We start from the raw sequence: 22043 nt of genomic DNA, 5'->3' as shown, positions 1-22043 counted from the left end.
GGTACCCGCCCATCCTCCCGCTCCCGTCTCCCCACCCCAAGAGCAGGGTGATCGCACTCCGGATCCAGTGCTAAGGTTTAACCCGTCGCCAGGCCGCACGAGCCTGGTCGACACACCCGGTCGGGGTGGCGGAATGGCAGACGCGCTAGCTTGAGGTGCTAGTGCCCTTTACAGGGCGTGGGGGTTCAAGTCCCCCTCCCGACACCAGCTTGACCCCCTGTTTACCAGGGGGTTTTTCTTTCTCTCCGTCGCATGACCGACCACGTGACCAACGGGGATGATCTTGCTCAGGTAAGGCCGGAGAGCTTGATCCGGCTCGCACTGGACGCAGCCAGCTTCACGACCCCCTCCTTGCGGCGCCTCCGTACCTCGTCATCGTGTAGCCCGGCGAGTGGTGCCGGGCATTGGCGGAGACCTCGACGGGGTTCTCGTGGGCGTCGAGATCGCTCCCGCCCTACGTGAAGAGAGCGACGCGGAACGGTGCCAGTTCTCCGAACCGGCCCAGAAGATCCACGACGACACGACATCGCCGCGGGCGATCTGGTCATCCACCCGCACGCCAGCGACGGCGGGACCACCGTCGCCATCGGCAGCTACCTGGGCGGCAGCAGCGTCCACCTGCGCGGCGAGGATCATCTCCGACGGATCACAAACCACCGTCTCCTCCGCCGGGGATGCTGGAGGCGTTCTACGGCCTCTACGGCCTCTACGGCGACGCTGTACGCCCAGGCCCCGCGCCCGCCACCGATGTCGAGAAGGCCGTGCACGCCGCCCTCCATCCCGACACTCCGGCACACAGCGCAGACCCGCCGTCCGAACCCGCACAGCCGACCACCCGCACGGTCCCCGCCTACGCTGCCGGCCCGGAAGACCACGAAGCTCTGCCCCAAGGGCTCTTCAGCAGGAGAAGCGAGTGGGAAAAGCACCGCACTCGGGACGACACCACCGTCGCCCAACACGAGTCGATGGTCCTGCGGGCAGAGTCCACTCACGAGGCAGACCCGCGCGACACCGCCTGGACTTCGCGGTCTACGAGCCCCTTGTCGGCCAGCGCCTACGGCACGCCACCGCCAACACCCCGTTCGAGATCATCGAAACCCTCCTGGCCGGCCTCCCAGTCGAAGGAGTGGGCCCCGCCCCCGATACCGAGACGACCATCAACCGGGCGACCCGCCCCCTCGCCGACACCGGCTGGACCATCGCCATCGACGGACTTCGACGGACTCGACGGCACTGGCGCGCTCCCGGCGGTAAGGGCGATGCCGAGTTTGATGCGCTCGCCGCGGAAACCTGACACCTGTGGGGTAGTGAGTCCCCCGACGCGCCAGCCTGGGCCCTCCGCTTCAGCGATTAGGTCCCGTGCATCGTGCTGCAAGACCTCACCTTCGCGCTCGCGCAGGTGGAGGGGACACAGAACGAGGAAGACGTCAGTTGGGGACGCTTGGAGGGTTCGGTCTACTGTCTGCCGGTGCGACGCTGTAGTGCGCCAAGGAGTGTGCGCCCGGAGAGTTCGCGATCGGCGGCCAGCAGGTAGGCCACGGGCGAATCCCCCACCTGTTGGCGTCGAGCCTCGACCTTGCCGGCGATGTATGGCACGAGCGTTACGGCAACTGCGGCACCGGCCACCGCGAGTTGTCCTCCTGCCGCGGCGACACTGCCCAGAAGGGTCCCAGCAGCGGCGTTGAGGTCTACCTTCTGGACCAGTGTTCCCGCTGACGACTCGACGCCCTGTGCTCGCAACGCTCTGCGCAGTTCATTGAGCTGCGGTCTTGTCTTGCTCTCGTACAACGACTTGAGGTGAGCCGATGCCACCTCAAGATTCTCCACCTCGGCGATGGCCTGCAGCTCTGTGGTCAGACTCGCGACGTGCTCGTGGAAGGCGGCCAGTTCATCCCCGTGGGCTTCGCGGAACCGGATGAGCTTGGCTACGGGCACCTCGGCCAGCGTTTCCGGCTCGATCACGGTCCGCAGGGCCACGTGCATGTACGCGCTCTCGGCATGTTGGACGGCCGGGGCACGGGGGGTGTGATCATCGAGAAGCAGGTTGGTCAACTGGTCGAGTGCGCCTACGGCATTGTGCATGCGCAGGTCGTCGGTGACCGGGGAGAGCATTTCACTGCGTGCCATAACGTCGGTGAGCACGGCGAGGTAGATTGAGCCCAGTTTTGGGTGCATTCCCACCCACGGACCACCGGACGGTTCCGCAAGGCCCATACCGACGAGCTTTTCGCTCAGGACCGTTGCCATTTTTGAGTCGTTACCGCCAGTGTGCATCCGCAACATGTAGACGCTGCGCACCATATCCCACGTCCCTTGGGGAATGGGAGGTTCGTAGCCAAGCCAATCGGTTGAGTACCGCAAATCATGGGGACTCGGGTCGAGCTCTTCGCGAAACGAATGCCTGAGACCGTATCGCTCGACGATACGATCGGGGTCGGCATCAATGATCTCGGTGAACTTCTCCGCAACCGTCGTCAACACCGTCGGACTTGGTGCTGCCTCCACAATGAAGTCAGTCTCGGCACGGAGCTGTCGGACGATCTCTCGATCCCGGTCTTCCACTGTCCCGGGGCGCATCCGGACGATCCGGCCCCAGGTCAGTAGGGCAAGCTTCAACCAGTTGTCGTCCTGAAAGTGCATCCACGGGTAGTACAGGGCGATCGACGGCACCGCTACTCCATCCAGGTGGGGCAAAAAGTATGCCAAGGGAGGGCGCCCATCTTCCATCTGTTCTGTGATGGACGGCTGGTGATCGCGGGAATTGGAAGGTCAATGACGCTGCGCCTGGCGGGGCGCCGGTCGAGTTGGGCAAGTTTCTCCTCCGCACCGGCAAGGCTCACCTGCTCCTCAACGCGGGAGCACTCACTGCCCGGAAATCTCGATCGCTACCGGTCTCAGGCTGTTTCCTCGCCCTCGGGGGGACCAGGATGCGAGCGGTCCCAGGGCCTCCCGGCAACCCGGCCTGCTGCGGTGGCGGAGGTCAGAGCATTGAAGCCGGTGCTGCCAGTGAGTAGCTCCGATGGTTCGGGGTGCGTCATGGAAACGTGGACGGCCAGGATGAACACCAGTGTCGCAACGTGGGCCGACCACGACCTTTCGGGCTGCCTGCCGGCCAGTTGGTGGGAGCCAAGTTCATGCGCCGTTCGCGTGTTCCGTTCGACCAGTATCTGTACTGGTCGGATCGTCGCATCACGTTGATCGCCTCGGAGAATGGCATCAACCTCGACGGCACCGGCACCTGGTGGTGAAGTCCTCATCCCTGCCGGAGCTTCCGCATGTTGAACTGGGCAGCCAGGAGCGCCGCAGCCAGGACAGATCCGACCTCGCTGCCAGGACCGAGCGTGGACTGGCCCAACACATCACTGTCGACTTCGACTCCGCGTCGCCCTCATCGCCGGCGGCGGGTCCCGTCGCGCGGGTGGTGTTCGTCGAGGTCCGTCCTGTCTTCCGTGATCCCGCACGAATAGCTTTTCGATCTCCGCTGACACCGTGCCGGATGACCGGGTACCGTCCCTGAGCACCATCCACGCGATCAACGTGTGCGCCGGTCCGGAGCGGTCCGGAGCGCGCAGCAGAACACCGGAGCCGCCACGTGGAACCCACCCACGACGTACGCCCCAGGCTGCGGGCGGACGCGCTGTTCACAGCGACCGATGGCGGAGTCCTCTTCCAGTACCCCGAAGGCCAGTTCGTGCTCAAGGGGCGTACCGCCTACCCGTGGATGTGCCGTCTCGCGCCGCATCTGACCGGGGCCCACACAGTCGCTGAACTGTGTGACGGACTACCGAAGGAGCGCGAGGACGCCGTCATCGGGATCGTGCGTACGCTGCTGGAGCGCGGGGCGGTGCGTGACGTACGTCCCGACGGTTCAGGGGCGCGGGAGGGGAGTTCGCCGCTGCCCGAGGCCGTCCTGGCGCGCTTCCGTGACCAGCTCGCCTACCTTGACCACCAGCTCGGCGGCCCAGCGGCCACCTCCTTCGCCCGCTTCCGCGACACCCGGGTGCTGATCGTGGGCGGCGGCGAGGCCGCCGAGAGCTGCGCCGTGACCCTCCTGCGCAACGGACTGCGGGCAGTCACCCTCACCGGGGCTTACGAGGAAGCGCCGCGCCAACTTCTGCTGGAGCAGCAAGATTTGCGGGCCGCCGGTTGCGATGCCGATGTGGTAATGCGCGCTGTCGGGGAGAAGGGCCCCGATGACGCCGACAACGACGTGGACCTGGTCGTGGCGTGCGGTACGGGGCACGGAGAACTCCTCCGCCGCAACCGCGCGGCGCTCGACGGCGGACCCGCGCTGCTGCCGCTGACGTCACTGGACGGCGCGGCGGTGCTCGGGCCGCTGGTGCTCGGGCCGCTGATGCGCGGCGCCGGTCACGGCGAAGGAGCCGCCGAGGGCCTCCCCGGGGGCTGCTGGCAGTGTGCCGTGCTGCGGCTCGCCGCCAATCTGGAGCCGACGGCCGCCGCGGCACTCCTGCGGGCCGTGCACACCGGGCGGCCCTCCGACAGGCCCGACGCGCAGCTCGGGCGCATGCTCGGTACGACCCTCGCCTTTGACGTCTTCCGGCACCGCACGGGCGCCCTGCCCGCGGAGAGCGCGGGTGCCCTCGTCATCCAGGACCGCACGACCTGGGAGACCTCGCGAGAGACCTTGCTCGCGCATCCCGATTGCGGCGCGTGTGGCGAACCGCCGCGGGCACCGGCCAGGGGCGAGCGAACTGTTCCGCGAGCACCGGCCGGATCCCGCCCAGCGGAAGAGGGAGTGCTGTTCGGGTCGCACGCCGGGGTCTTCCGGCGCTACGCCGATGACGAGCTCCCGCAGTCACCCCTGCGCGCCGCCACCGTAGAAGTCGCGGCGCCCGGCCCGTCCGACGTGTCCCCCCGGGCCGTCACCGCCTTCGCCCTCGACACCCAGACCGACGCCCGGGCGGCAGCCCGCAACTCCGCCGCGCTGGTGTACGAGGCGCTGCTGCACGCGCACGGCATGCCGCGGAGCGCTTCCCCATACGTCCCGGACACGGCCCACGAGCGCGTATCCGGCGTCGAGTTGAGCAACTGGAGCGGTACCGCGGAACCCGCCGGGCCGGACGGCCGCCCCGGGCAGGCGCCGTGGCTGCGCGCCTGGGTGTGGGATCCCACGGAGCAGATCCTTCCCGCACACGGGCGGACCGTCGCCGCACACGGGCGGACCGTCGCCGTCCCGGCGGCAGCTGTTCACCCCGGCGGTGCCCTCAACCGTGACCGCCGCTTCGAACCGGGCAGCGCCGGTGCCGGAGCGGGCGCCACCGTCGACGCCGCCGCGCGGGCCGGACTGCTGTCGGCCCTCGCATACGAGGGCGTCGTGGCCGCGCTGCGCGGGAAGGCCGCCGCACGGGAGCTGTCGGTGGACACGCCTGCGGACGGGGACTGCGCCTTCCTGCTCCGTTCGCTCGCGCACCTCGACCAGCGGGTCACCCTCCTCGAACTCCCCGGTGCGGCACCCGCGCACGCCGTGGCCGCGCTCGCCTCCCACCAGGCCTCCGACAGGACCGCCGAAGCGCTGGGCCACGGCTCCACCCGCACCGAGGCCGCCGTCCACGCCCTTCGCGATCTGCTCGGTGTGCTGCAACTGGGGTGCCACGACCGGACCGTGGATCTCGGTGACCCCTTGGTGCCCGGACTCGACGCCGGAGCCCTGCGAGCGACGGCCGTCGAATCCGTGCCGCCTGCCGTGCTGTCCGGCACCGAAGAGATGGGGCCGGGCCCGCGTGGTCATGAGCGGCTGGGGACCATGCCGGACAGGGAGGTGCTCGTCGTGGTGACGACGCCGCCGGACCTGCGCGCGGGTGGTCTGGAGACCGTACGGGTGCTGCTGCGTAAGCCCCGGGAGGCACCGGCGTGAGGGCCACGACCGAGGAGCTGCCGGAGATCGACCGGCTTCGCGTCGAGGAAGCCTTGACGTCCCGTCTGCACGCTGCGGGCCTCGCGGAGTCGTGGTCCGTCCACGTACGGCTGCTGGGCGTGGCCGACGCCTACGCAGCCCCGAAAGAGCCGCCCGCCCCCTCACCGGGGGCCACTCTCGTTCCCGTACAGCTGCACGGCAGGTACGCGCTCCTCGGGCCCTTCGGCCCGCCGCGGCCGGACCCGGGACGCCCGTGCTTCCACTGCGTGGCCACCCGCTGGCAGACGCTGCGCCCCGCCGTGGAGCGTGACGCCCTGGAGCGCGGACCGGCCGCGCCCCTCCACGCGGCTGCCCCGAACCCGTATCTGACCCCCTTCGCCCTGGACATGCTCGCTCACCTGGCGACGTCAGCGCTCACCACCAGGCACCGGGAGCCGCCTGTCCCCCGCACGGGCACCGTGTACCGGCTGGCGTTGGACACCCTCGGGGTGGAGCGTGCACGGCTGCTGGCCGACCCCGCGTGTCCCTGGTGCGGGGCGGAACAGGCCGCTCCCCCGGCCGCCCTCGCAAGTGACCCTGTCCCACTGCGGCCCGGCCTCGTCCCACGACCCGGTTCCTCCCGCTTGCTGAGCCCCGCGGAGGCCGTGCCGGAGTGGGCCGCCGACGCCCTCGCCAACCCCGTGTGCGGCGCGCTCGGCACCGGCGTACGACCGGACCGGGAGGCGGCCAACACCGCTCCCGCGACCGGCCGGTTCGCGGTCCGCGGCGCACCCAGCCCCTCGGACGTCCACTGGAGCGGGCACGCCGACACCTACCGGGACAGCACGGCCCTGGCCCTGTGCGAGGGGCTGGAGCGGCTGGCGGGACTGCGCGACGGCGACGTACACATCCGCGCCGCCCGGTCCCGGCTGCGGCACCCTTCCGTGGATCCGCGCGAGTGCGGGCTCCCCCACGCGGCGTTCTTCGAGGGAGCGCCCTCGCACTTCGTACCGTACGACGAGGAACTCGTCCTGCCGTGGGTGTGGGGCTGGTCGCTGCGTGACGAGCGGCCGGTGCTGGTACCCGAGCAGTTGGTCCACTACCGGCTGGCCGGTCCTGGCCCGTTCTTCGCGGTCCAGAGCTCCAGCGGGTGTGCGGGCGGCTCCTGCGTCGAAGAGGCGGTGCTGCACGGGCTGCTGGAGGTGGTGGAGCGGGACGCGTTCCTGGTGGCCTGGCTGGGGCGGGCCCGGTTGCCTCAGATCGCGGTGGAGAGCTGCCGGTCCCCTTCGCTGCGCTCCCTCGCCGAGCGGATACGGCGCGGCGGCTACCGGCTCCGGCTCTTCGACAACCGGATCGATCTGCCCGTCCCCGTCGTGACCGCCGTCGCGACCCGCGAGGACGGCGGGCCCGGAGCGCTGTGCCTGTCCTCCGCCGCCGCGTTCGACCCGGAGCGGGCCGCGGAGTCGGCTGTACGCGAGGTCGCCAGCTCTCTGTCCGGCTTCGCCGAACGCACCGTCCAGGACCTGGAACGGCTGCGCGCCATGGCGCGGGACTTCGACCTGGTGCGCGAACTCGGCGACCACGCCGCGCTGTACGGCCTCCCCGAGATGACGCGGCACGCCGCGTTCCTCCTCGGTGACGAAGACCGGGCACGTCCGCCGGCCGAGACCCTCTCCGACGACGAACGCGGTGCGGGCCCCGCGCGGGACGATCGCGGCGAAGGCGTACCACCCGCCGGTGATCTGTCCGCCGCCGTACGCCACTGCCGTGATCTGCTCGCCGCGCGTGGTTTCGACACGGTCGTCGTCGACCAGACGGGGCCGGAACAACAGGCGGTCGGAGCGAGCGTGGTGCGGGTGCTGGTGCCCGGCCTGCTGCCGATCGACTTCGGCGCGGGGCACCGCGCGCCCGGTATGGCCCGCGCCCGCACCGCGCTGCGGAGCGCCGGGCTGCGTGCTGACGATCTGACGGCCGCGGAGCTCAACCCGGCTCCGCACCCGTTCATGTGAGGGGGACAGGTGCCCGAGAGCGCGGAGCCTGACAGGGCGGCGGACCCTGTCGAGACCGTCATCCGCTACCTGGACGCGGTGCTGCGGCGGGCCTCGGTACCGATGGAGACCGAGCCCTTCGAGCCGGACTGGCAGGACCAGCCCCGGGACCACAAGATCTACCGCGGGGTGCCGGGCTTCCCGCTCCCCGACGCAGCGCCGGAGCCTCCACCACCGCTGGGAGAGGCCCTGCTCGCCCAGCACCCGGGCCAGGGCGCGGCCTTCACCTTGCCGCTCCTCGCCGGCATGCTCCGGTACTCCTACGGCTGGCTCTCCCGTCGGCTCCAGGTCACCGCCAACCCGGGTCAGGGCGGCCAGGAGGCGTACGCACAAGCGGTGTGGGCGCGAGGCAGCGCGGCGGGCGGCGGCCTGTACCCGTACGAGTTCTACTGGGTGTGCGGCCCGGAGGTGGGGCCCCTGCCGGGCGTGTACCACTACGACCAGCCCGCGCACTCCCTCCGCCGCATCGCCGCGGGCGACGTCTCGCCTCGCGTACGCGACGCGCTGGGCAGCGGCCCGGCAGCGGGACAGCAGTTCCTCCTCGTCACCGCCCGGTTCTGGCAGAACGCCTTCAAGTACGGGGAGTTCAGCTACCACTGCGTCACCATGGACCTCGGCTGCCTGCTGCGGACCTGGCAGACCTGGGCGGCGGCCGGTGGGATCGAGCTCCGACCGCGCCTGTGGTACGACGAGCCGGAGCTGGACCGGCTGCTGGGCCTGGACCCCGCCACCGAGAGTGTCCTGGCCGTGGTGCCGCTGCCCTGGGGGGACCTCGGGAAGGCAGCCGCCGATCAGGACATCAGGCCCGCGATCTCCGGCAGCCGCACCCCACCCGTCGCCACGCCTTTGGCCGAACGGTCCCGTACCGTCCGGCGGTTCCCCGCGGCCGAGGCCGCCCATCTCGCGGCGGCGCACGACACGGGGCCCTCCCCCGCACCCGGGGCGCTCGCCGAGGGCGCCGCGGAGAAGTCCGCCCCGGCCGATCCGTCCGCGAGCTCCGCCGTCCCGCTGCCGGCAGCCACCCCGCTCGCCGTCGGCGTCACCGAGGCCCTCACCGCCCGGCGCAGCAGCTTCGGCCGATTCTCCGCACACCGGCCGCTCGCCGCCGAGGACTTGTCCGCACTGCTGGAAGCAGCCGCGGCCGGGCGAAACCTGCGGACAGGTGCGGAACCCCGCGAGTCCACCGCGCCCCCGCTGACCCGGCTGGCCGTCTTCGTACAGCACGTGGCAGGGGTGCCGGCCGGGCTCCACCTCTACGACTCCGCGGCGCACACCCTCGTCCCGGTGCCCGGACCCGCCCCGCACCCGTTCCTCCAGCGGGTCTACACGCTCAACAACTACAACCTCGAACAGGCCTCCGCGGCCCTGTTCGTACTGGCCCGCCCGCACGCCGTCGTGAGGGCTGCGGGGCCGCGCGGCTACCGGCTGATCAACGCCGAGGTGGGCGCGGTCGCGCAGGCGGTCTACCTCGCTGCCGCTGCCCTCGGTACCGGCTGTGGTGCGGCGCTCGGCTTCGACTACGAGGCCGTCCACGCGGCTCTCGGCCCGGCTGTCGGCTCCGACACCTGGCCGCTGCTCCTCCTCATGGCGGGCCACGAGCGCCCCGACCGCCCCCGTTTCGACGCCCCCCTCACCCCCAGCCCTGCCACGGACCGGACCCAGCGCCCATGACCGACGCCCTTCCCCACCCCGAATCCCACTCCGAAGAGTTCACGCTCGCCCCCGACTTCGTCCTCCGCGTCGCCGGGCTACCGATCGAAGCCCTCACCCCACTGCGAACCCGCGACACCGCCGCATGGGCGCGGCATGCACTGGAGCTGGAGGGCGAGTTGGCGGCGCTGGCGACCGAGGCGGAGGACGCCCTCGCCGAAACCGTCGCCCGGACCGGGGAGTCCGCCGTCCGGCGCCGCCTGCTCGCGCTGCGCCGCGACATCCACAACGCCCGTACCCCGTCGCCCCAGGCCGAGTGGGCTGCCGAGTCGCTGCCGCCCTGCGTCACCCGCTGGCTCTCCCTGCGCCGTCACTACGACGACGAGCTCGCCACGGCCGAGGCGATCCTCGCCACCGAACTCGCCGCAGCCCGCTCCCACCTGCGCGGCCTCGCCCGCGACCCCGTTCTCCGCGCCGGTATCCAGGCGGCCTCACCCTCCCTCGACGCCGCCCTGCCCGGGTACCTGGCGGCGGACGGCCCCACGGCCCCCAAGGACAAGCGCGAGCGGAAGGCGGAGCGCTCACTCGTCTCGTACGCCTACCGGGCGGCGCTGAAGACGAGCCCCTTCAGCACCTTCACCTCCCTCGCCCACGGCCGCTTCAGCGAGTCGGGTCCGGCCCTGGAGCTCAGCCTGCCGTCGGGCGCCGAGGACATACGGCCGTTGCTGCGGGCCCGTCCCAACCTCACCGCCGTCCACGAGATCGCGGACGCGGCGCTCGGCGACCCGGTCACGCGTGCCGCGCTGCCGTTCCGCGCGGTCGGCGGGTGGCGCCGCGAGGACGGGCGCATCAGCTACATTCGCCGCCGCTACCGGAGAGTCGACCCCGGCATCGCCATCGGCGCACCGGGATTTCTGCGGGAGGAGCCGTGCCGGGTCCCGGAAGGCCCGGTCGTCAACGAGACGCTGCGGCTCCTCGACGCCGCCCCCGGCGACGGACTCACCCTCCCCCAACTCGCCGCGACCCTCCACAGCGCCGACCCCGAGCGCAGGCCCCCCGATGTCCTCGACCGCTTTCTGGGCAAGCTGGTGGAGCTGGGAGTGCTGGTCACCCCCGTACTCGCCCTCGACATCCATCACCCGGACCCCGTGGCGGCGCTGGCGTCCCGGCTGCGCGCCCTCGGCGCACCGCCCGGCGAAGCGTCCGGTGCGCCGGCCCGGCTCGCCGACGACCTCGACCGCCTCCGGTCCCTCACCGACGGCTTCCCCCTCTCACCACCCGAGGAGCGGTCCCGCCGCACGGCCGAGCTCCGCGCCGTGACCGCAGACGCGCAGCGTCGACTCAGCCGCGTGGACCCGGTGGTGCCCCGTACGGTGGTGTACGAGGACGCCGTGCTCGCCGCGTCCGGCACGGCCTCGCGCGCGGCGTGGGAGGACGGGCCGCTGCCCGCGCTGCGGCAGTTCACCCGGCTGCTGCCCGCGTTCGATCCGCTGCTCGGCGACCGGCTGCTGGCCCGTGCGCACTTCCGGTCTCGCTACGGGCCCGGCGGGAGCTGTGACGACGTGCCGGGCTTCGCGCACGACCTGTACCGCACGTGTAGCCGTTGGCTGGCCGACACCAGCGCCCGGCTGGGCACACTCGCGGCTGACGGGACGTACGAGCCGCGCCCCAACCCCCTCGCGGACCCGCAGATCGCGGCGTTGAGTGCGGCCCACGAGGAGTTCGCCCGCTCCCTGCGCGCCGCACTCGACACCCAGCCCGCCGACGCCTCCGAACTCGTCCTGCCCGGCAGCGTCGTGGACCGGGCAGCGGCGCTGCTGCCCGACAGCCCAGCGGCCCTGCCCCGGAGCCACTCGTACTACCTCCAGTGGGTCCAGCCCACCCAGCGGGACGCGGCACCGCTCGCGGTACTCAACTGGGCCTACTCGGGGTTCGGGCAGCCACTCGCCCGCTTTGCCCACTCCTTCGAGCCCCAGCCACAGACCGCACACACGCTGACCGAGGCGCTGCGCGCGCGGCACGAGCGGCTGTTGCCGCCCGGCGCCGTCTTCGCGGAGCTGAGCGGTGGCTACGACACCTCCAACCTCGCGCTGCGCCCCGCCGTGGCGCCGTACCGGCTGATCGGCCCCGCCGAAGCCGCGCACGGGCCGGCGTCCGCGCGCATCCCCGTCACGGACCTGACCCTGGTCGACGACGAGGAGAGCGGGGAGCTGCAACTGCGCTCGGCGAGCCTGGGCAATCGGGTGGTTCCGCTGTGGCTCGGCTGCCTGGTGTTCACGGCGATGCCCCGTATCCAGCGCACGCTGCTGGCGCTCTCCCCGGTGTCCATGCCGGTCGCCACCCTGTGGAGGTGCCTGGACCGAACCGCCTTGCCCGACCGCCGCCCGCGCCTGCGCAGCGGACCGCTGGTGCTGGCGCGCCGCTCCTGGCGCTTCGAGCGGGCCGAACTGCCGGACGCACAGCCCTCGGTGGAGACCTCGCGCGGCTTCCTGGCCCGGCGCCGCTGGTGGCAAGCGGCCGGGCTGCCGACGCGGTTGATGGCCCGTGCGGACACCGACGACAAGCCGCAGCCGGTGGACGCGGACAGCCCCCTGTCCCTCGCCCTGCTCGACCACCGGCTGCGCGGGGCGGCGGAGGTGGTCTTCACCGAGCTGCTGCCCGACATCACCGAGGCGCCGCTGCGCGCGGGCGACGCGGCGTACGTCTCGGAAGTATGCGTGGAACTGGACGCGGCGCCCGCCACCCCGCACAGCACCGCCCCTGCCACTGCCCCCGCACTCCGGAAGGACGTCCCACGGTGACCGAGACCGCCCCGGCACGACACGCGGCCGAGCGCCCGGACGGCGCTGCCCACACCGAGCCTCACCCCGAGGCCGCCACACCGCTCAACGCCGACGACCGGTCACCCGCCGAACTGAGGCTGGGTGAATGGCTGTCCGCGCACGTCTACTACAGCGCTGACCGCGACTCGCTGTTGTCCGACTGCGTCCGCCCGCTGTTCGCGCGGCTGCGCGGCGAAGGGCTGGCCGACGGCTGCTACTTTCTGCGGTACTGGCTGGAAGGCACACATGTACGGCTGCGGATCCGGCCCGTGTCCCTCACGGCCGTACCCGCCCTCACCAGCATCGTCGAGGAGGAGGTCGGTGCCTATCTGCGCCGCTGCCCCTCGTCCACCGATCCGGCGGTCCAGCCGAGCGACGCGCAGTACCGCGAGCACTTCCTCCTGGAGTTCTCCGAGGCTCAGTGGAACGCGCGCTACGGTCCCGGCACCACACGGATGCCGCGCCGCCCCGACAACTCGCTCGCCTACCTCGGTTACGAGCCTGAGCTGGAGCGCTACGGCGGTTCGGCGGGAGTCGCGATCGCCGAGTGGCACGCGGAGCACTCCAGCGACCTGGTCCTCGGCCTGCTGGCCTCCCCCGGCATCCGGACGGGCAGCGGACGGCTCGGCACCGCCGCGCAGTTGATGGCCACCCTCGCCCTCTCGCTGCTGGAGGACACGGATCGTGCGCTCGCCTTCCTCGCGGGCCGCATGGCCGACTGGGAGGCGCAGTTCCAGGAGCGCCACGACACCTACGACGCCGCGTACCGGCGGATGGCCGGCCCACTGGGCGACAAGGTGGAGGCGCTGCACGCGGGGGTGCTCGGCGGGCGGCCCGAACTCCTCACCGGGTTCCTCCGCCGCTGGGCCGAGCACGGCGCCGAACTGCGCGCCCGCATCGACGAGGCGGCGGAGCGCGGTGAGTTGGCCTTTCCCATCGACGGCACGGGAGCGGCCCGGCCAGTGGGGCCACAGCAGGCGCGGAGGGCGCTGCTGGCCGGGTTCACCCACATGATGTGCAACCGGCTCGGGGTGACCCTGGGCAACGAGGACTACCTCGTCTACGTGCTGCACCGGGCCCTGACCGAGCGTGTTCAAGGTGCCACCGAGAGAGGGATTTCGGCGACCTGAGAGAGGCGCTTGACCTGGCTCAAACTGGGTCCCCAGAATGGCGGTCGATCACGTAACTCGTGTGACTCAAGAAGGAGTTGTTGCACATGCTCGTTGATGAGCTGGAGACGCTGGAAGCCGAGATCTTCGAGGTCGAGGAGATCGAGGAGCTGCCGCAGGTGGTTGCCAGCTGCACGGTAATCAGCCCCAGCCGCCAGTGCGCTAACTGACCTCCCTCGCCGCGGCGCTCTCCCCGGCCCAAAGCTGACGGAAGAGCGCCCGGCCCCCAACCCGTGGCCGTGCCCGCCCGCGCACTCACGGCGCCGAATCCATCGTGAGCCGGCGCAGTGCAAGACAGTTTTCGGTCTGCTATGTCCGGCCTTCGTCCGGACGAAGACGTGCTCGCCGCGGGCGCGGACCCGATTACGGAGGTTGACGCGCCACTCGCGCAGCACGGGCGCCGACACGGCGTACGTCCTGCGCGAGGTGGACCGCCCTGGCGCGGTCGCGCTGTGGACGTGACGCACACCCGGCGCCGCCGACGACGCCACGGCCCCGACCGGCCGCCGGCGCCGCACGGCCCGACGCACACCCCCGCAGCGCCCCACTACGGGCAGCGGTAGCCGCCACAGGCGTCGCGGGCTCCCCCGGATTCAGCAGACGGGCGTCAAACCGGACCAGCAACCCTCCAACAAGGGGAGCGATCACCAGCGATGACGGGCCGGGGCAACCATTCGCCGACGTCCGGCAGGCCATCTGCGCCAAGCCGTACTTCCGGGAGAGGCCGTAGTCAGTGGAAACCAGGTGGCCTCGGCGTACCGCCTGGGTAAGGTTGGGCAATGCCCGAGCTGAAGCGGCTGCATGTTGGCCACGCCCCGGCGGTCTTGGCCTTCGAGTTGGCGAATCGCGCCTACTTCGCTGCCTCGGTCCCCGACCGCGGCGACGACTTCTTCGCCCAGTTCACCGACAGGTACAACGCCTTGCTGGCTGAGCAGGAGGCGGGCATCTGCGCCTTCTACGTGCTCGTCGCCGAGGACGGCTCGGTACTCGGCAGGTTCAACCTGGTCGACATCGAGGACCAGACCGCGGAGCTCGGCTACCGGGTCGCCGAGCACGTCGCCGGCCGCGGCGTGGCGACCGCGACCGTCCGGGAAGTGTGCCGACTGGCGGCGGCCCAGCACGGGCTGCGCACCTTGCGAGCGGCCACGGCCCGCCAGAATGTCGCGTCCCAACAGGTGCTGACCAAAGCCGGGTTCGTCCCCGTCGGCCCCGCCGACCCGGCCCACATCGGCGGTAAGCAGGGCACCTGGTATCAGCGCGACCTGGTGCTCCAGCCATACAGCGCGATCTTGCCCGGGGACCGGCCGCGGGAAGACCGCGGCCAGCGCTGATCACCGGTGTGTGAAGACCAACGATCTTGCGTTGGCCGCAGGCCACAACGTGGACCCTGCCTGCCGGCAGGAGGCGTCCGAGGGCCTGACGGGCCGGACCGCGGGCCGTGAGCTGTTCCAGGGCGCGGGCGGGTGGCTGGCAAGCGCGCCAACATCGGCACCTGGAGCGTCGCCGACGCAGACGCCCTGGAGGAGGCGCTGAACAGCCTGCCCATCCGGTCCTGCGCCGACATCGACGGCACCCCGCCGGCCACCCGCCCGATCTGAAACGATCAGTTACTCGAAATCGCCGGGGCTGGTTCCGTAGCCCAGGACCGAGCCGAACTTCGCGTCGGTGAAGGTGAAGCCGAACTTCGGGGCGCTGAAGGACGAGACGCCCTTGGTCGTCATCCCGTCGGCTGCGCCGCGCAGCGCCCACACCGCGCCGTCGTGCTCGGCGCCGGCGGTGACGTCCTCGCCCTTCGCGCTGACGGCCACGTCCGACCTGCCGTCGCCGTCGATGTCGGTGACACGGACGGCGGAACCGAACCGGTCATCCTTCTCGCCAACTCCCGGGACACCCGCGGTGTCTTGGCTCAGGCCCACAGCGCCCTTCCCGGTCAGACCTTTGGCGCTGCCCTTGAGGAGGACGACGGAACCGCTCGACGCGGCACCGCCGGCCTTCTTGCCGGGACTGCCGACCACCACGTCGTCGTGTCCGTCGCCCGTCACGTCACCAACCGAGACGGATGCGCCGAACGCGTCCGGGACCCCGATCTCGCCGGGGACCCCGGGGGTGCCCGGGTGGATGATCTCGGGGCCGGTGCCGAGGCCGTCCTTCGTACCGTAGAAGACGGCTATCTGGCCGGCGCCTTCGGACGGGTTCTCCAGGTCGTCGGAGCAGCAGTCGATGCCTCCGCCCAGGACCAGGTCTTCGCGGCCGTCCTTGTTGAGGTCACCGGAGGCGCCGCCGTCGGACACGGGCACATCGCCCTCGGAGATTTCGCGCTTGAGGGTGACGCCGTCGGGGCCGCCGCTGTAGACGTTGACCCCGGACATCATGCCCGCCTCCGCGTCCGACGCTCCGGAGACGACGATGTCGCTGCTGCCCGAGCCGGTGAAGTCCCCGGTGACCAGGCTGCCTCCCGAGACGTCGCCGAAGCCGTCGGTGACTCCGGTGGCGCGGGACGGCTTGTCGCGGGAGAAGCCGTCGGCGTACGTCAGCATGCGCTGCCCGTTGAGCACGACAAGGTTCTGGCCCTTGTCCCCGTCGATGTCGGCCACGGCCACATCCGCGGCGAAGTTCTCGTCGTCCTTGTCGCTGGTGACCGAGGTGCCTCCGTCGGTGAGGCCCTTCGAGCCGCCCCACACGACGGTGACCGCGCCGATGCGGCCGGTGCCTTCGTCGGCCTTCTCGTGATCGGCGGTGACGACCAGGTCGTCGAAGCCGTCGCCGTCGAGGTCTCCGCTGCTGAAGTCGGCGCCGAAGCGGTCACCGGCCTCGGGCGAGTCGGGCACACCGTCCGCGCCCTGTACGACGGTGGTGGACCGGGACGGGCTGATGCCGTCGGCGGAGCCGTACTGCACAACGACGTTGCCCGCTGCCGCCCGGCCGGCCACGGTGGCGCCGGGCGTGGCGGTGACCAGGTCGGCATAGCCGTCCCCGTTGAAGTCATCGTGCAAAGAAGCGCTGGTGGGACGCTGGGGCGCCTTGGAGTGAGTGGAGGGCGGCTCATCGGTGAGAGCCGCATGAACCACTGTGACACCGAACGTGCCGGCCGCAGCGGTCGCGACAGCCGTGGCAAGGGCGAGCTTCCGGATTCTCAAGAGGACTCCAAATCGTGGGGAGATGAGTAAGGGAGCAGTGGAACTGGCTCGGCACGTCCACAAGACACGCAGCCGCCAGCGGGATGGTTTCTGAACTCACCGTGTCCACGTGATCCGTTCACCCAAGTCAGCAGCCCACGCCCGGCATCGGGCACGGACGTACGATGAGCGCATGCGGTGAATGTCGCCGCGCCCGTGGGCACGGCTCCGGGCGGTCCGGATGGGAGGTGAGCGTCATCGCCACCCGTCCCGCCCGTATCCAGGACGTGGCAGAGGCCGCCGGCGTCTCGGTGTCCACGGTGTCGAACGTTTTCAACCGCCCGGACCGCGTGAAGCCCGAGACGGCCGCGCGGGTCCGGATGATCGTCGCCGATCTCGACTACGTTCCTCACACGGGGGCCGCCGGTCTGCGCAGCGGCCGGGCGTCCACCCTCGGACTCGTCCTGCCCGACGTGGCGAACTCCTTCTACTCCCGCATCGCGCGGGGTGCGGCGGAGGCGGCGTACGAGCACGGGTTCTCGCTGACCCTCTGCGACAGCGGCGACGACCCCGAGCGGGAGCAACGCTATTTGTCCATGCTGGTCGAGCAGCGGGCGGTCGGTGTCGTCGTGGTGCCGCTCACCGCGGATCCGGGACGGCTCGCCCAGCTGCGACGGCGCGGGATACCACTGGTGCTGGCCGACCGGTCGAGCCAGGCCGAGGACGGGTGCTCGGTCTCGGTGGACGACGTGGCCGGCGGCCTCCTGGCGGTGCGGCACCTGCTGAGCGGTGACGCCCGGGATGTGCTGGTCGTCAACGGCCGGCTGGACATCCGCCAGTGCGCCGACCGCTACCAGGGCGCCCGGCAGGCCATCCGCGCCCGGCGCGGGTCCCGGCTGAGGCAGATCACGGTCGAGCAGATGACGGTGGCCTCCGGTGCGGACATCGCCCGCGCGCTGGCCGAGGTACCCGACGCGGTGTTCTGTGCGAACGACTTCCTGGCGGTCGGGCTCTGCCGGGGGTTCGCCGAGCGCGGCGTGCGGGTCCCCGAAGACGTACGCGTGGTCGGGTACGGCGACCTCGATGCGGCGAGCTTCGCCGCGATCCCGCTGACGACGATCCGCCAGCCCGTGGAAGACCTCGGCCGGGCGGCCGTGGACATGCTGCTGGACGAGGTGGAGGCGCGGGGCGAGCACGTCCATGAATCCAGGGTCTTCACCCCGCACCTCCGGCACCGTGCCACTGCCTGAACCGGGCCGCCCCCGGACCCGTTCGCGCTCAGCCATCCGTATCCGCCGTCAGCAGCGTCACCGGTCCCAGCAGCCCCGACACCAGTTGCGAGGGGAAGGTCCAGGAAGTGGGCGTCGTCTCCCGCAGATACGGCGCCAGTGTGTTGTGGACCGTCACCTCGATCCGCACCGTGCGGCCCGCCACGCCGGGCAGCGGGAAGCGGTACGGAGCGCAGAACGCCTCCCCCGCCGGCTCACCGTCGACGGTGATCTCCACGCTGCCCCGCACCCGGCCCAGGTCGAGCACGGAAACCCCCTGCGCGGGCACGTCCACGGTGCGTGAGTAGGCCACCGCACCGCTCCATGCTTCCAGGCCCATGGACCGCCAGTCGCCCAGCGGCAGCGGTGCCGGTGCGGTCCGGACGACCAGCGGCCCGGTCAGTGCCGCGCCACCGCGCAGCGTCGCGGTCGGCCAGGTGACGATCTCCAGTTCCGCCGCCTCCCGCAGTGGGCGGTCCAGGCGCAATGTGTCGCCGTCGAGGGTGTGGTGCACGCGGCCGACGCGCACCGCCGCGAGCGGGACGTCGAGCGGCAAGGTGACCGACTCGGTGCCGGCCGGCAGTGTGGTGCGGAAGCGCTGGGCGACCGGCACCACGTCGTCGGTGCTGCACACCGCGTCCGCCCGGGTGCCGAGCATCGGCGTGCCCGTCAGCCACTCGGTGCCGTGCAGGGGGTGCGGCCGGCCGGCGGCGTAACAGGGCCGCAGCTCAGCCCACCGCCCGGGGTGCTCGATCGTCCGCCCGCGCCAGCTGCCCGTTCGAGCTTCCCAGCCGGCACCGCTGACCAGCGCGACCGGACCGGCAGCGGTACGGGCCACCAGGTCGGCGAAGACGACGTCCGCCGCCTGGACGCTGTCCGCCTCCAGCTCAAGCACGTGTACGCCCGGGGTCAGCGCCAGTTCGTGCCGGAAGAACATGGGGCTCGCGCCCCAGTTCGACTCGTAGTACTCCACCTTCTCCTGGCGTGCCACGGCCTCGCCGTCCAGCACCACGGTCACGCCGGTCGCCGCGCCCACCACCAACACCGCCTCCGCCGGGCGCCCCCCGGCGTCCAGCGTCGCGCGGTAGGTGACCCGGCCGTCCGGGCGTGCTGCGGCGGGAAGCCGCATGAACTGCGGTCGCGGTGCGAAGCCACCGGGCCGCGTCAGGCAGTAGAAGCTGCCCAGTGGTCCGCTGTCGCCGGTCGCCCCCATGGGCGGCGCCGTCTGCGGGTCGGCCAGCTCGTATTCGAGGACGTTGAGCGGCCGGTCGAGGTGCAGCCGGGCCGAGGCGAGATAGCCGTCCCCGGTGGGCAGTTCCTCGCCGTTCCACCACCATCGCTTGGCCGCCGCCGCGCCGAGTATCAGGTCGGCCTCGCCCAGGCGGTCCGCCGCCACGACCGTGCGGACCCGGATCACCTCTCCGGCGCCCGGAGTCCCTGTCCGGACGAACTCCTCGCCGATCAGCCCTTTGGTGCCGAGCACACCGGGCCCGGGATCGCGGGCGCCCCGGCCGGCGGAGTGGAGCGCGGTGGACCATCCGTCGGGCGGTACCAGCGGGCGTTTCCCGGCGAGCACCTGGGCAACGGCGTCGACGTCGAGCGGCTCCGGGGCACGGGCGGCGGGGACCGGCGGCAGATGGCGCACACGGTTGCCGTATGTGGCCCGTACGGACCGCCACGCGTTCTCGTCCTGCCCCTCTCCCTCCGACCAGTGCAAGGTCCAGATCTGAAGGTCGGCCACAGATGTCCTGGCGGGCAAGGCCATGTCGCCCCAGGTGTTGTCCATCGTGGGGACCAACCGACCCTGCCAGCCCGAGGAGAGGTCGACGCCCGTGGCCGTGTCGACGCCCGTGGCCGTGTCGACGCGCGTGATCGTATGCGGCCGGGAGGCGGTCGCGCCGTTCGCGGGCTCCGGCCCGCCCTCCCGCCACACCACGATCGCGGCGGGCGCCCCGGCGAGCGGGACTTCGATGGCCGAGCGGCTGCCGGAGACGGTGACGCGGGCGGGCTCGCGGGTACCGGTGGCCGGGTTCCAGACCTGCGCCTCGGCCACCGCGGCGTTCACCCGCACCGTGGAGGCGAGGGCGTAGCGGGCGGGGTCGAAGTCGTAGTCGTCCTGAAGCCGGGATGAGCCCTCGCGCGGCGAGCACGCACTGGCGTTGGGGAAGGCGCCGGTCATGAGGGCGGCCCCGATGTCGCCCCGGCGCCGTACGAGGAGCGGGACGTCGCCGGTCGCGTGGCCGGCCGCGTCACGGACCGCCTTGGCCGCGGCCTCGGTGCCGGGCACGCGCTCCAGCCTCGGGTGGGCGGCCAGCGCCGCCACCACCGCGTCGTCGCCTGCCGTCCCGGCCGCGGACGAGGGGGCCCGGCCCACCACGACCACCCGTCCCCCGCTGTCGAGCAGTGCGATCAGCCGGCGCGCGGTGTCCTCCTCCAGGACGCTCGCCGACGGCAGCAGCACCGCCGAATACCGGAGGTTCCGTTCGGGCAGCCGGAGGCAGCCGTCCACGGGGACAGCGCGCTGAACGGAGGCGTCGTCGATGACGTCGAAGGAGACGCCTTCACGGTCCAGCGCGCCGATCCGGGTCCGGAACCAGTTGTTCGCGCCGCACAGGTCCAGGTAGTGCTCCTGTGTCTCGTCGATGTCGGCGTACGCGCCGCCGAGCAGGCCGTCGCCGAAGTGGTCGACCGGGGAGCCCAGCGGCAGCAGCGCCTGCACGGTGGCGGTCGGGTGCAGGACGGCCACCTCGGCGTCGTAGGTGCCCCATGACATGACCGAGGCGATCCGTGCGACCGCCCGTGAGAACGCCGGGTAGTGCTTCCAGTACGGCTGGCGCCAGTCGGTGGAGGGCGGCGCCCACTCGAACCAGCCGCCGGCGGTGCCGAAGTAGGTGGCGTGCGGGTTGTAGAGGTTGGCTCCGCTGCGCAGGAACGGCAGGAGCCAGTCGTAGGTGTCCTCCAGAGTGCCGCCCCACCCAGAGGAGTGGAACGCCTCGATCCACACCCGGTCGTGGCCGTAGAGGTGGGCCATGGAGGAGTGGACCTTGGAGTCGCCCTCGTGATCGCTGCCGACGGCGCTGTACCAGCGGTGGGTACGGAAGTAGTCGGTGTAGATCTGGGTGGCCTGGGTGGGATTCCCCGCGCGTGCCGGGTTGCTCTGGTCGGCGCCGAGCAGCATGCCGCGCTGCGTGTGCCAGCTGCCGAGCGGCTTGAACAGGGCCTCTTCGGTGAGCTGCGCGCGTACTGCGTAGTAGTCGGCGCGGACCTTGGCCGCGTGGCCGCGGTCGGCTGTGAAGAGGGCCGGCAGGTGGTCCAGCAGGTCGTAGCCCCGGCGGCTGCGGAACTCCGGTGGGAAGCGGGCGGTCCAGGAGTTGGTGCCGGGCAGTTCGTCCTGGAAGCTGCCCGCGACGACGTTGCCGAGGTACTGCGGGATCCGGCGCTCGTATTCGCCGTGCACCGTGTCGATCAGCAGGCCGACGGCGTGCGGGTCGAGGTAGTCGAACGCTGTCGGCACCGACGTGACCAGCCGCACCTCCGTCCCGTCCGGCACAGTGACCCGCAGGGCGCCGTCGGCCGTGAGGCGTTCGCCGGTCGCCACGTCGTACGCGCCGACCATGCTCTCGGTCCCGAGCAGGCCCGGGTCGCCGCCGAGGACCCGGGTCCGGCGCGTTCGCAACGCCCGGCCTGCCGCCTCCGGGTGGCGGTGAGTGATGCCGCCTTGCACGTTCGCGCCGGAGAACCCGATCTGGTCGTAGAGCCACAGCCGCATCCCCAGGCCCTGGGCGATTTCACAGGCGTCGGTGAAACGGGCCCACCACTCCTCGCTGAACCAGGCGGGGTCGTCCGCCGGCGCGCCGAAGGCCGGACCGGCCGGGGCCAAATTGATCACGACGAGGTTGTGCACGCCGCCCTCGACGAACCTGCGCAGCTGCCACTCCAGCCGCTCCCGGGTGACCCGCGCACCGGACCACCACCACAGCGGGGTCGGACCGAAGTCCGGGGGCGGCTCGTCGAACAGCTGCTCAAGCGCGGGGGAGATCACGGACGCACGGTCCTTCCACGGACGTCGGGAGGTCGATCAAAGTCCAGTTGGGGGGAACGGCTGCGAGGTCGACG

13 protein-coding genes and 1 tRNA gene are annotated in these 22043 nt (G+C 71.7%); 11 read left to right on the top strand and 3 right to left on the bottom strand.

Annotation, left to right across the window (positions count from 1 at the left end):
- Positions 1 to 119: 119 nt before the first annotated feature.
- Positions 120 to 207: transfer RNA gene (locus tag OHB04_RS35735), tRNA-Leu, on the top strand.
- 1248 nt (positions 208 to 1455) lie between these two features.
- On the opposite strand, the gene OHB04_RS35730 is transcribed toward OHB04_RS35735, so the two are convergent.
- On the bottom strand, positions 1456 to 2670 hold the full coding sequence (locus OHB04_RS35730; RefSeq protein WP_326809084.1) for a DUF6236 family protein: 1215 nt from the start codon (positions 2668 to 2670) through the stop codon (positions 1456 to 1458).
- A gap of 374 nt (positions 2671 to 3044) precedes the next feature.
- Between OHB04_RS35730 and OHB04_RS35725 the strand changes: the two genes are divergently transcribed.
- From OHB04_RS35725 to OHB04_RS35685, 9 genes are all read left to right on the top strand, one after another.
- Positions 3045 to 3248 carry a hypothetical protein gene (locus OHB04_RS35725; protein WP_326691777.1) on the top strand — a complete coding sequence of 68 codons (204 nt, stop codon included), beginning with the start codon at positions 3045 to 3047 and terminating at the stop codon, positions 3246 to 3248.
- A gap of 344 nt (positions 3249 to 3592) precedes the next feature.
- A complete protein-coding gene (locus OHB04_RS35720; RefSeq protein WP_326809083.1) occupies positions 3593 to 5875 on the top strand; it encodes a TOMM precursor leader peptide-binding protein in 2283 nt (760 codons plus the stop codon).
- Positions 5872 to 7863: a TOMM precursor leader peptide-binding protein gene (locus tag OHB04_RS35715; protein WP_326809082.1), complete on the top strand. Its 1992-nt coding sequence runs from the start codon at positions 5872 to 5874 to the stop codon at positions 7861 to 7863. Before OHB04_RS35720 ends, OHB04_RS35715 begins: the two co-directional genes overlap by 4 nt.
- A 9-nt stretch (positions 7864 to 7872) precedes the next feature.
- Positions 7873 to 9573 (top strand): nitroreductase family protein, encoded by a 1701-nt coding sequence (locus OHB04_RS35710; RefSeq protein ID WP_326809081.1) that lies wholly within the window; start codon positions 7873 to 7875, stop codon positions 9571 to 9573.
- Positions 9570 to 12353 carry a lantibiotic dehydratase gene (locus OHB04_RS35705; protein ID WP_326809080.1) on the top strand — a complete coding sequence of 928 codons (2784 nt, stop codon included), beginning with the start codon at positions 9570 to 9572 and terminating at the stop codon, positions 12351 to 12353. The genes OHB04_RS35710 and OHB04_RS35705 overlap by 4 nt, the downstream gene beginning before the upstream one ends.
- Positions 12350 to 13504: a thiopeptide-type bacteriocin biosynthesis protein gene (locus tag OHB04_RS35700; protein ID WP_326809079.1), complete on the top strand. Its 1155-nt coding sequence runs from the start codon at positions 12350 to 12352 to the stop codon at positions 13502 to 13504. The genes OHB04_RS35705 and OHB04_RS35700 overlap by 4 nt, the downstream gene beginning before the upstream one ends.
- 86 nt (positions 13505 to 13590) lie before the next feature.
- Entirely contained in the window at positions 13591 to 13713 is a 123-nt protein-coding gene (locus OHB04_RS35695; RefSeq protein ID WP_326691770.1) for a hypothetical protein, read from the top strand.
- A gap of 609 nt (positions 13714 to 14322) precedes the next feature.
- Complete coding sequence (locus OHB04_RS35690) at positions 14323 to 14874, top strand: GNAT family N-acetyltransferase (RefSeq protein WP_326691769.1); 552 nt, start codon at positions 14323 to 14325, stop codon at positions 14872 to 14874.
- A 132-nt stretch (positions 14875 to 15006) separates the two neighbouring features.
- Positions 15007 to 15141, top strand: a complete 135-nt coding sequence (locus OHB04_RS35685; RefSeq protein WP_326691768.1) for a muconolactone Delta-isomerase family protein — start codon at positions 15007 to 15009, stop codon at positions 15139 to 15141.
- Positions 15142 to 15150: 9 nt separating this feature from the next.
- Here the strand turns inward: OHB04_RS35685 and OHB04_RS35680 are convergent, their stop codons facing one another.
- Positions 15151 to 16536, bottom strand: coding sequence for an FG-GAP and VCBS repeat-containing protein (locus OHB04_RS35680; RefSeq protein WP_326691767.1), 1386 nt, complete (start codon positions 16534 to 16536; stop codon positions 15151 to 15153).
- 371 nt (positions 16537 to 16907) lie between these two features.
- On the opposite strand from OHB04_RS35680, the gene OHB04_RS35675 reads away from it, so the two are divergent.
- A complete protein-coding gene (locus OHB04_RS35675; protein ID WP_326691766.1) occupies positions 16908 to 17909 on the top strand; it encodes a LacI family DNA-binding transcriptional regulator in 1002 nt (333 codons plus the stop codon).
- Between the two features lie 28 nt (positions 17910 to 17937).
- On the opposite strand, the gene OHB04_RS35670 is transcribed toward OHB04_RS35675, so the two are convergent.
- Positions 17938 to 21969, bottom strand: coding sequence for a glycosyl hydrolase (locus OHB04_RS35670; protein ID WP_326809078.1), 4032 nt, complete (start codon positions 21967 to 21969; stop codon positions 17938 to 17940).
- Positions 21970 to 22043 lie beyond the last annotated feature (74 nt).

Source organism: Streptomyces sp. NBC_01775, from assembly GCF_035917675.1.
GTDB lineage: Bacteria > Actinomycetota > Actinomycetes > Streptomycetales > Streptomycetaceae > Streptomyces.
This window is presented reverse-complemented; position numbering and strand designations above follow the sequence as displayed.

Coding starts and splice junctions, on each gene's coding strand:
- OHB04_RS35695 (WP_326691770.1), top strand. CDS start 13,591: ATGCTCGTTGATGAGCTGGAGACGCTGGAAGCCGAGATCTTCGAGGTC.
- OHB04_RS35690 (WP_326691769.1), top strand. CDS start 14,323: ATGCCCGAGCTGAAGCGGCTGCATGTTGGCCACGCCCCGGCGGTCTTG.
- OHB04_RS35705 (WP_326809080.1), top strand. CDS start 9,570: ATGACCGACGCCCTTCCCCACCCCGAATCCCACTCCGAAGAGTTCACG.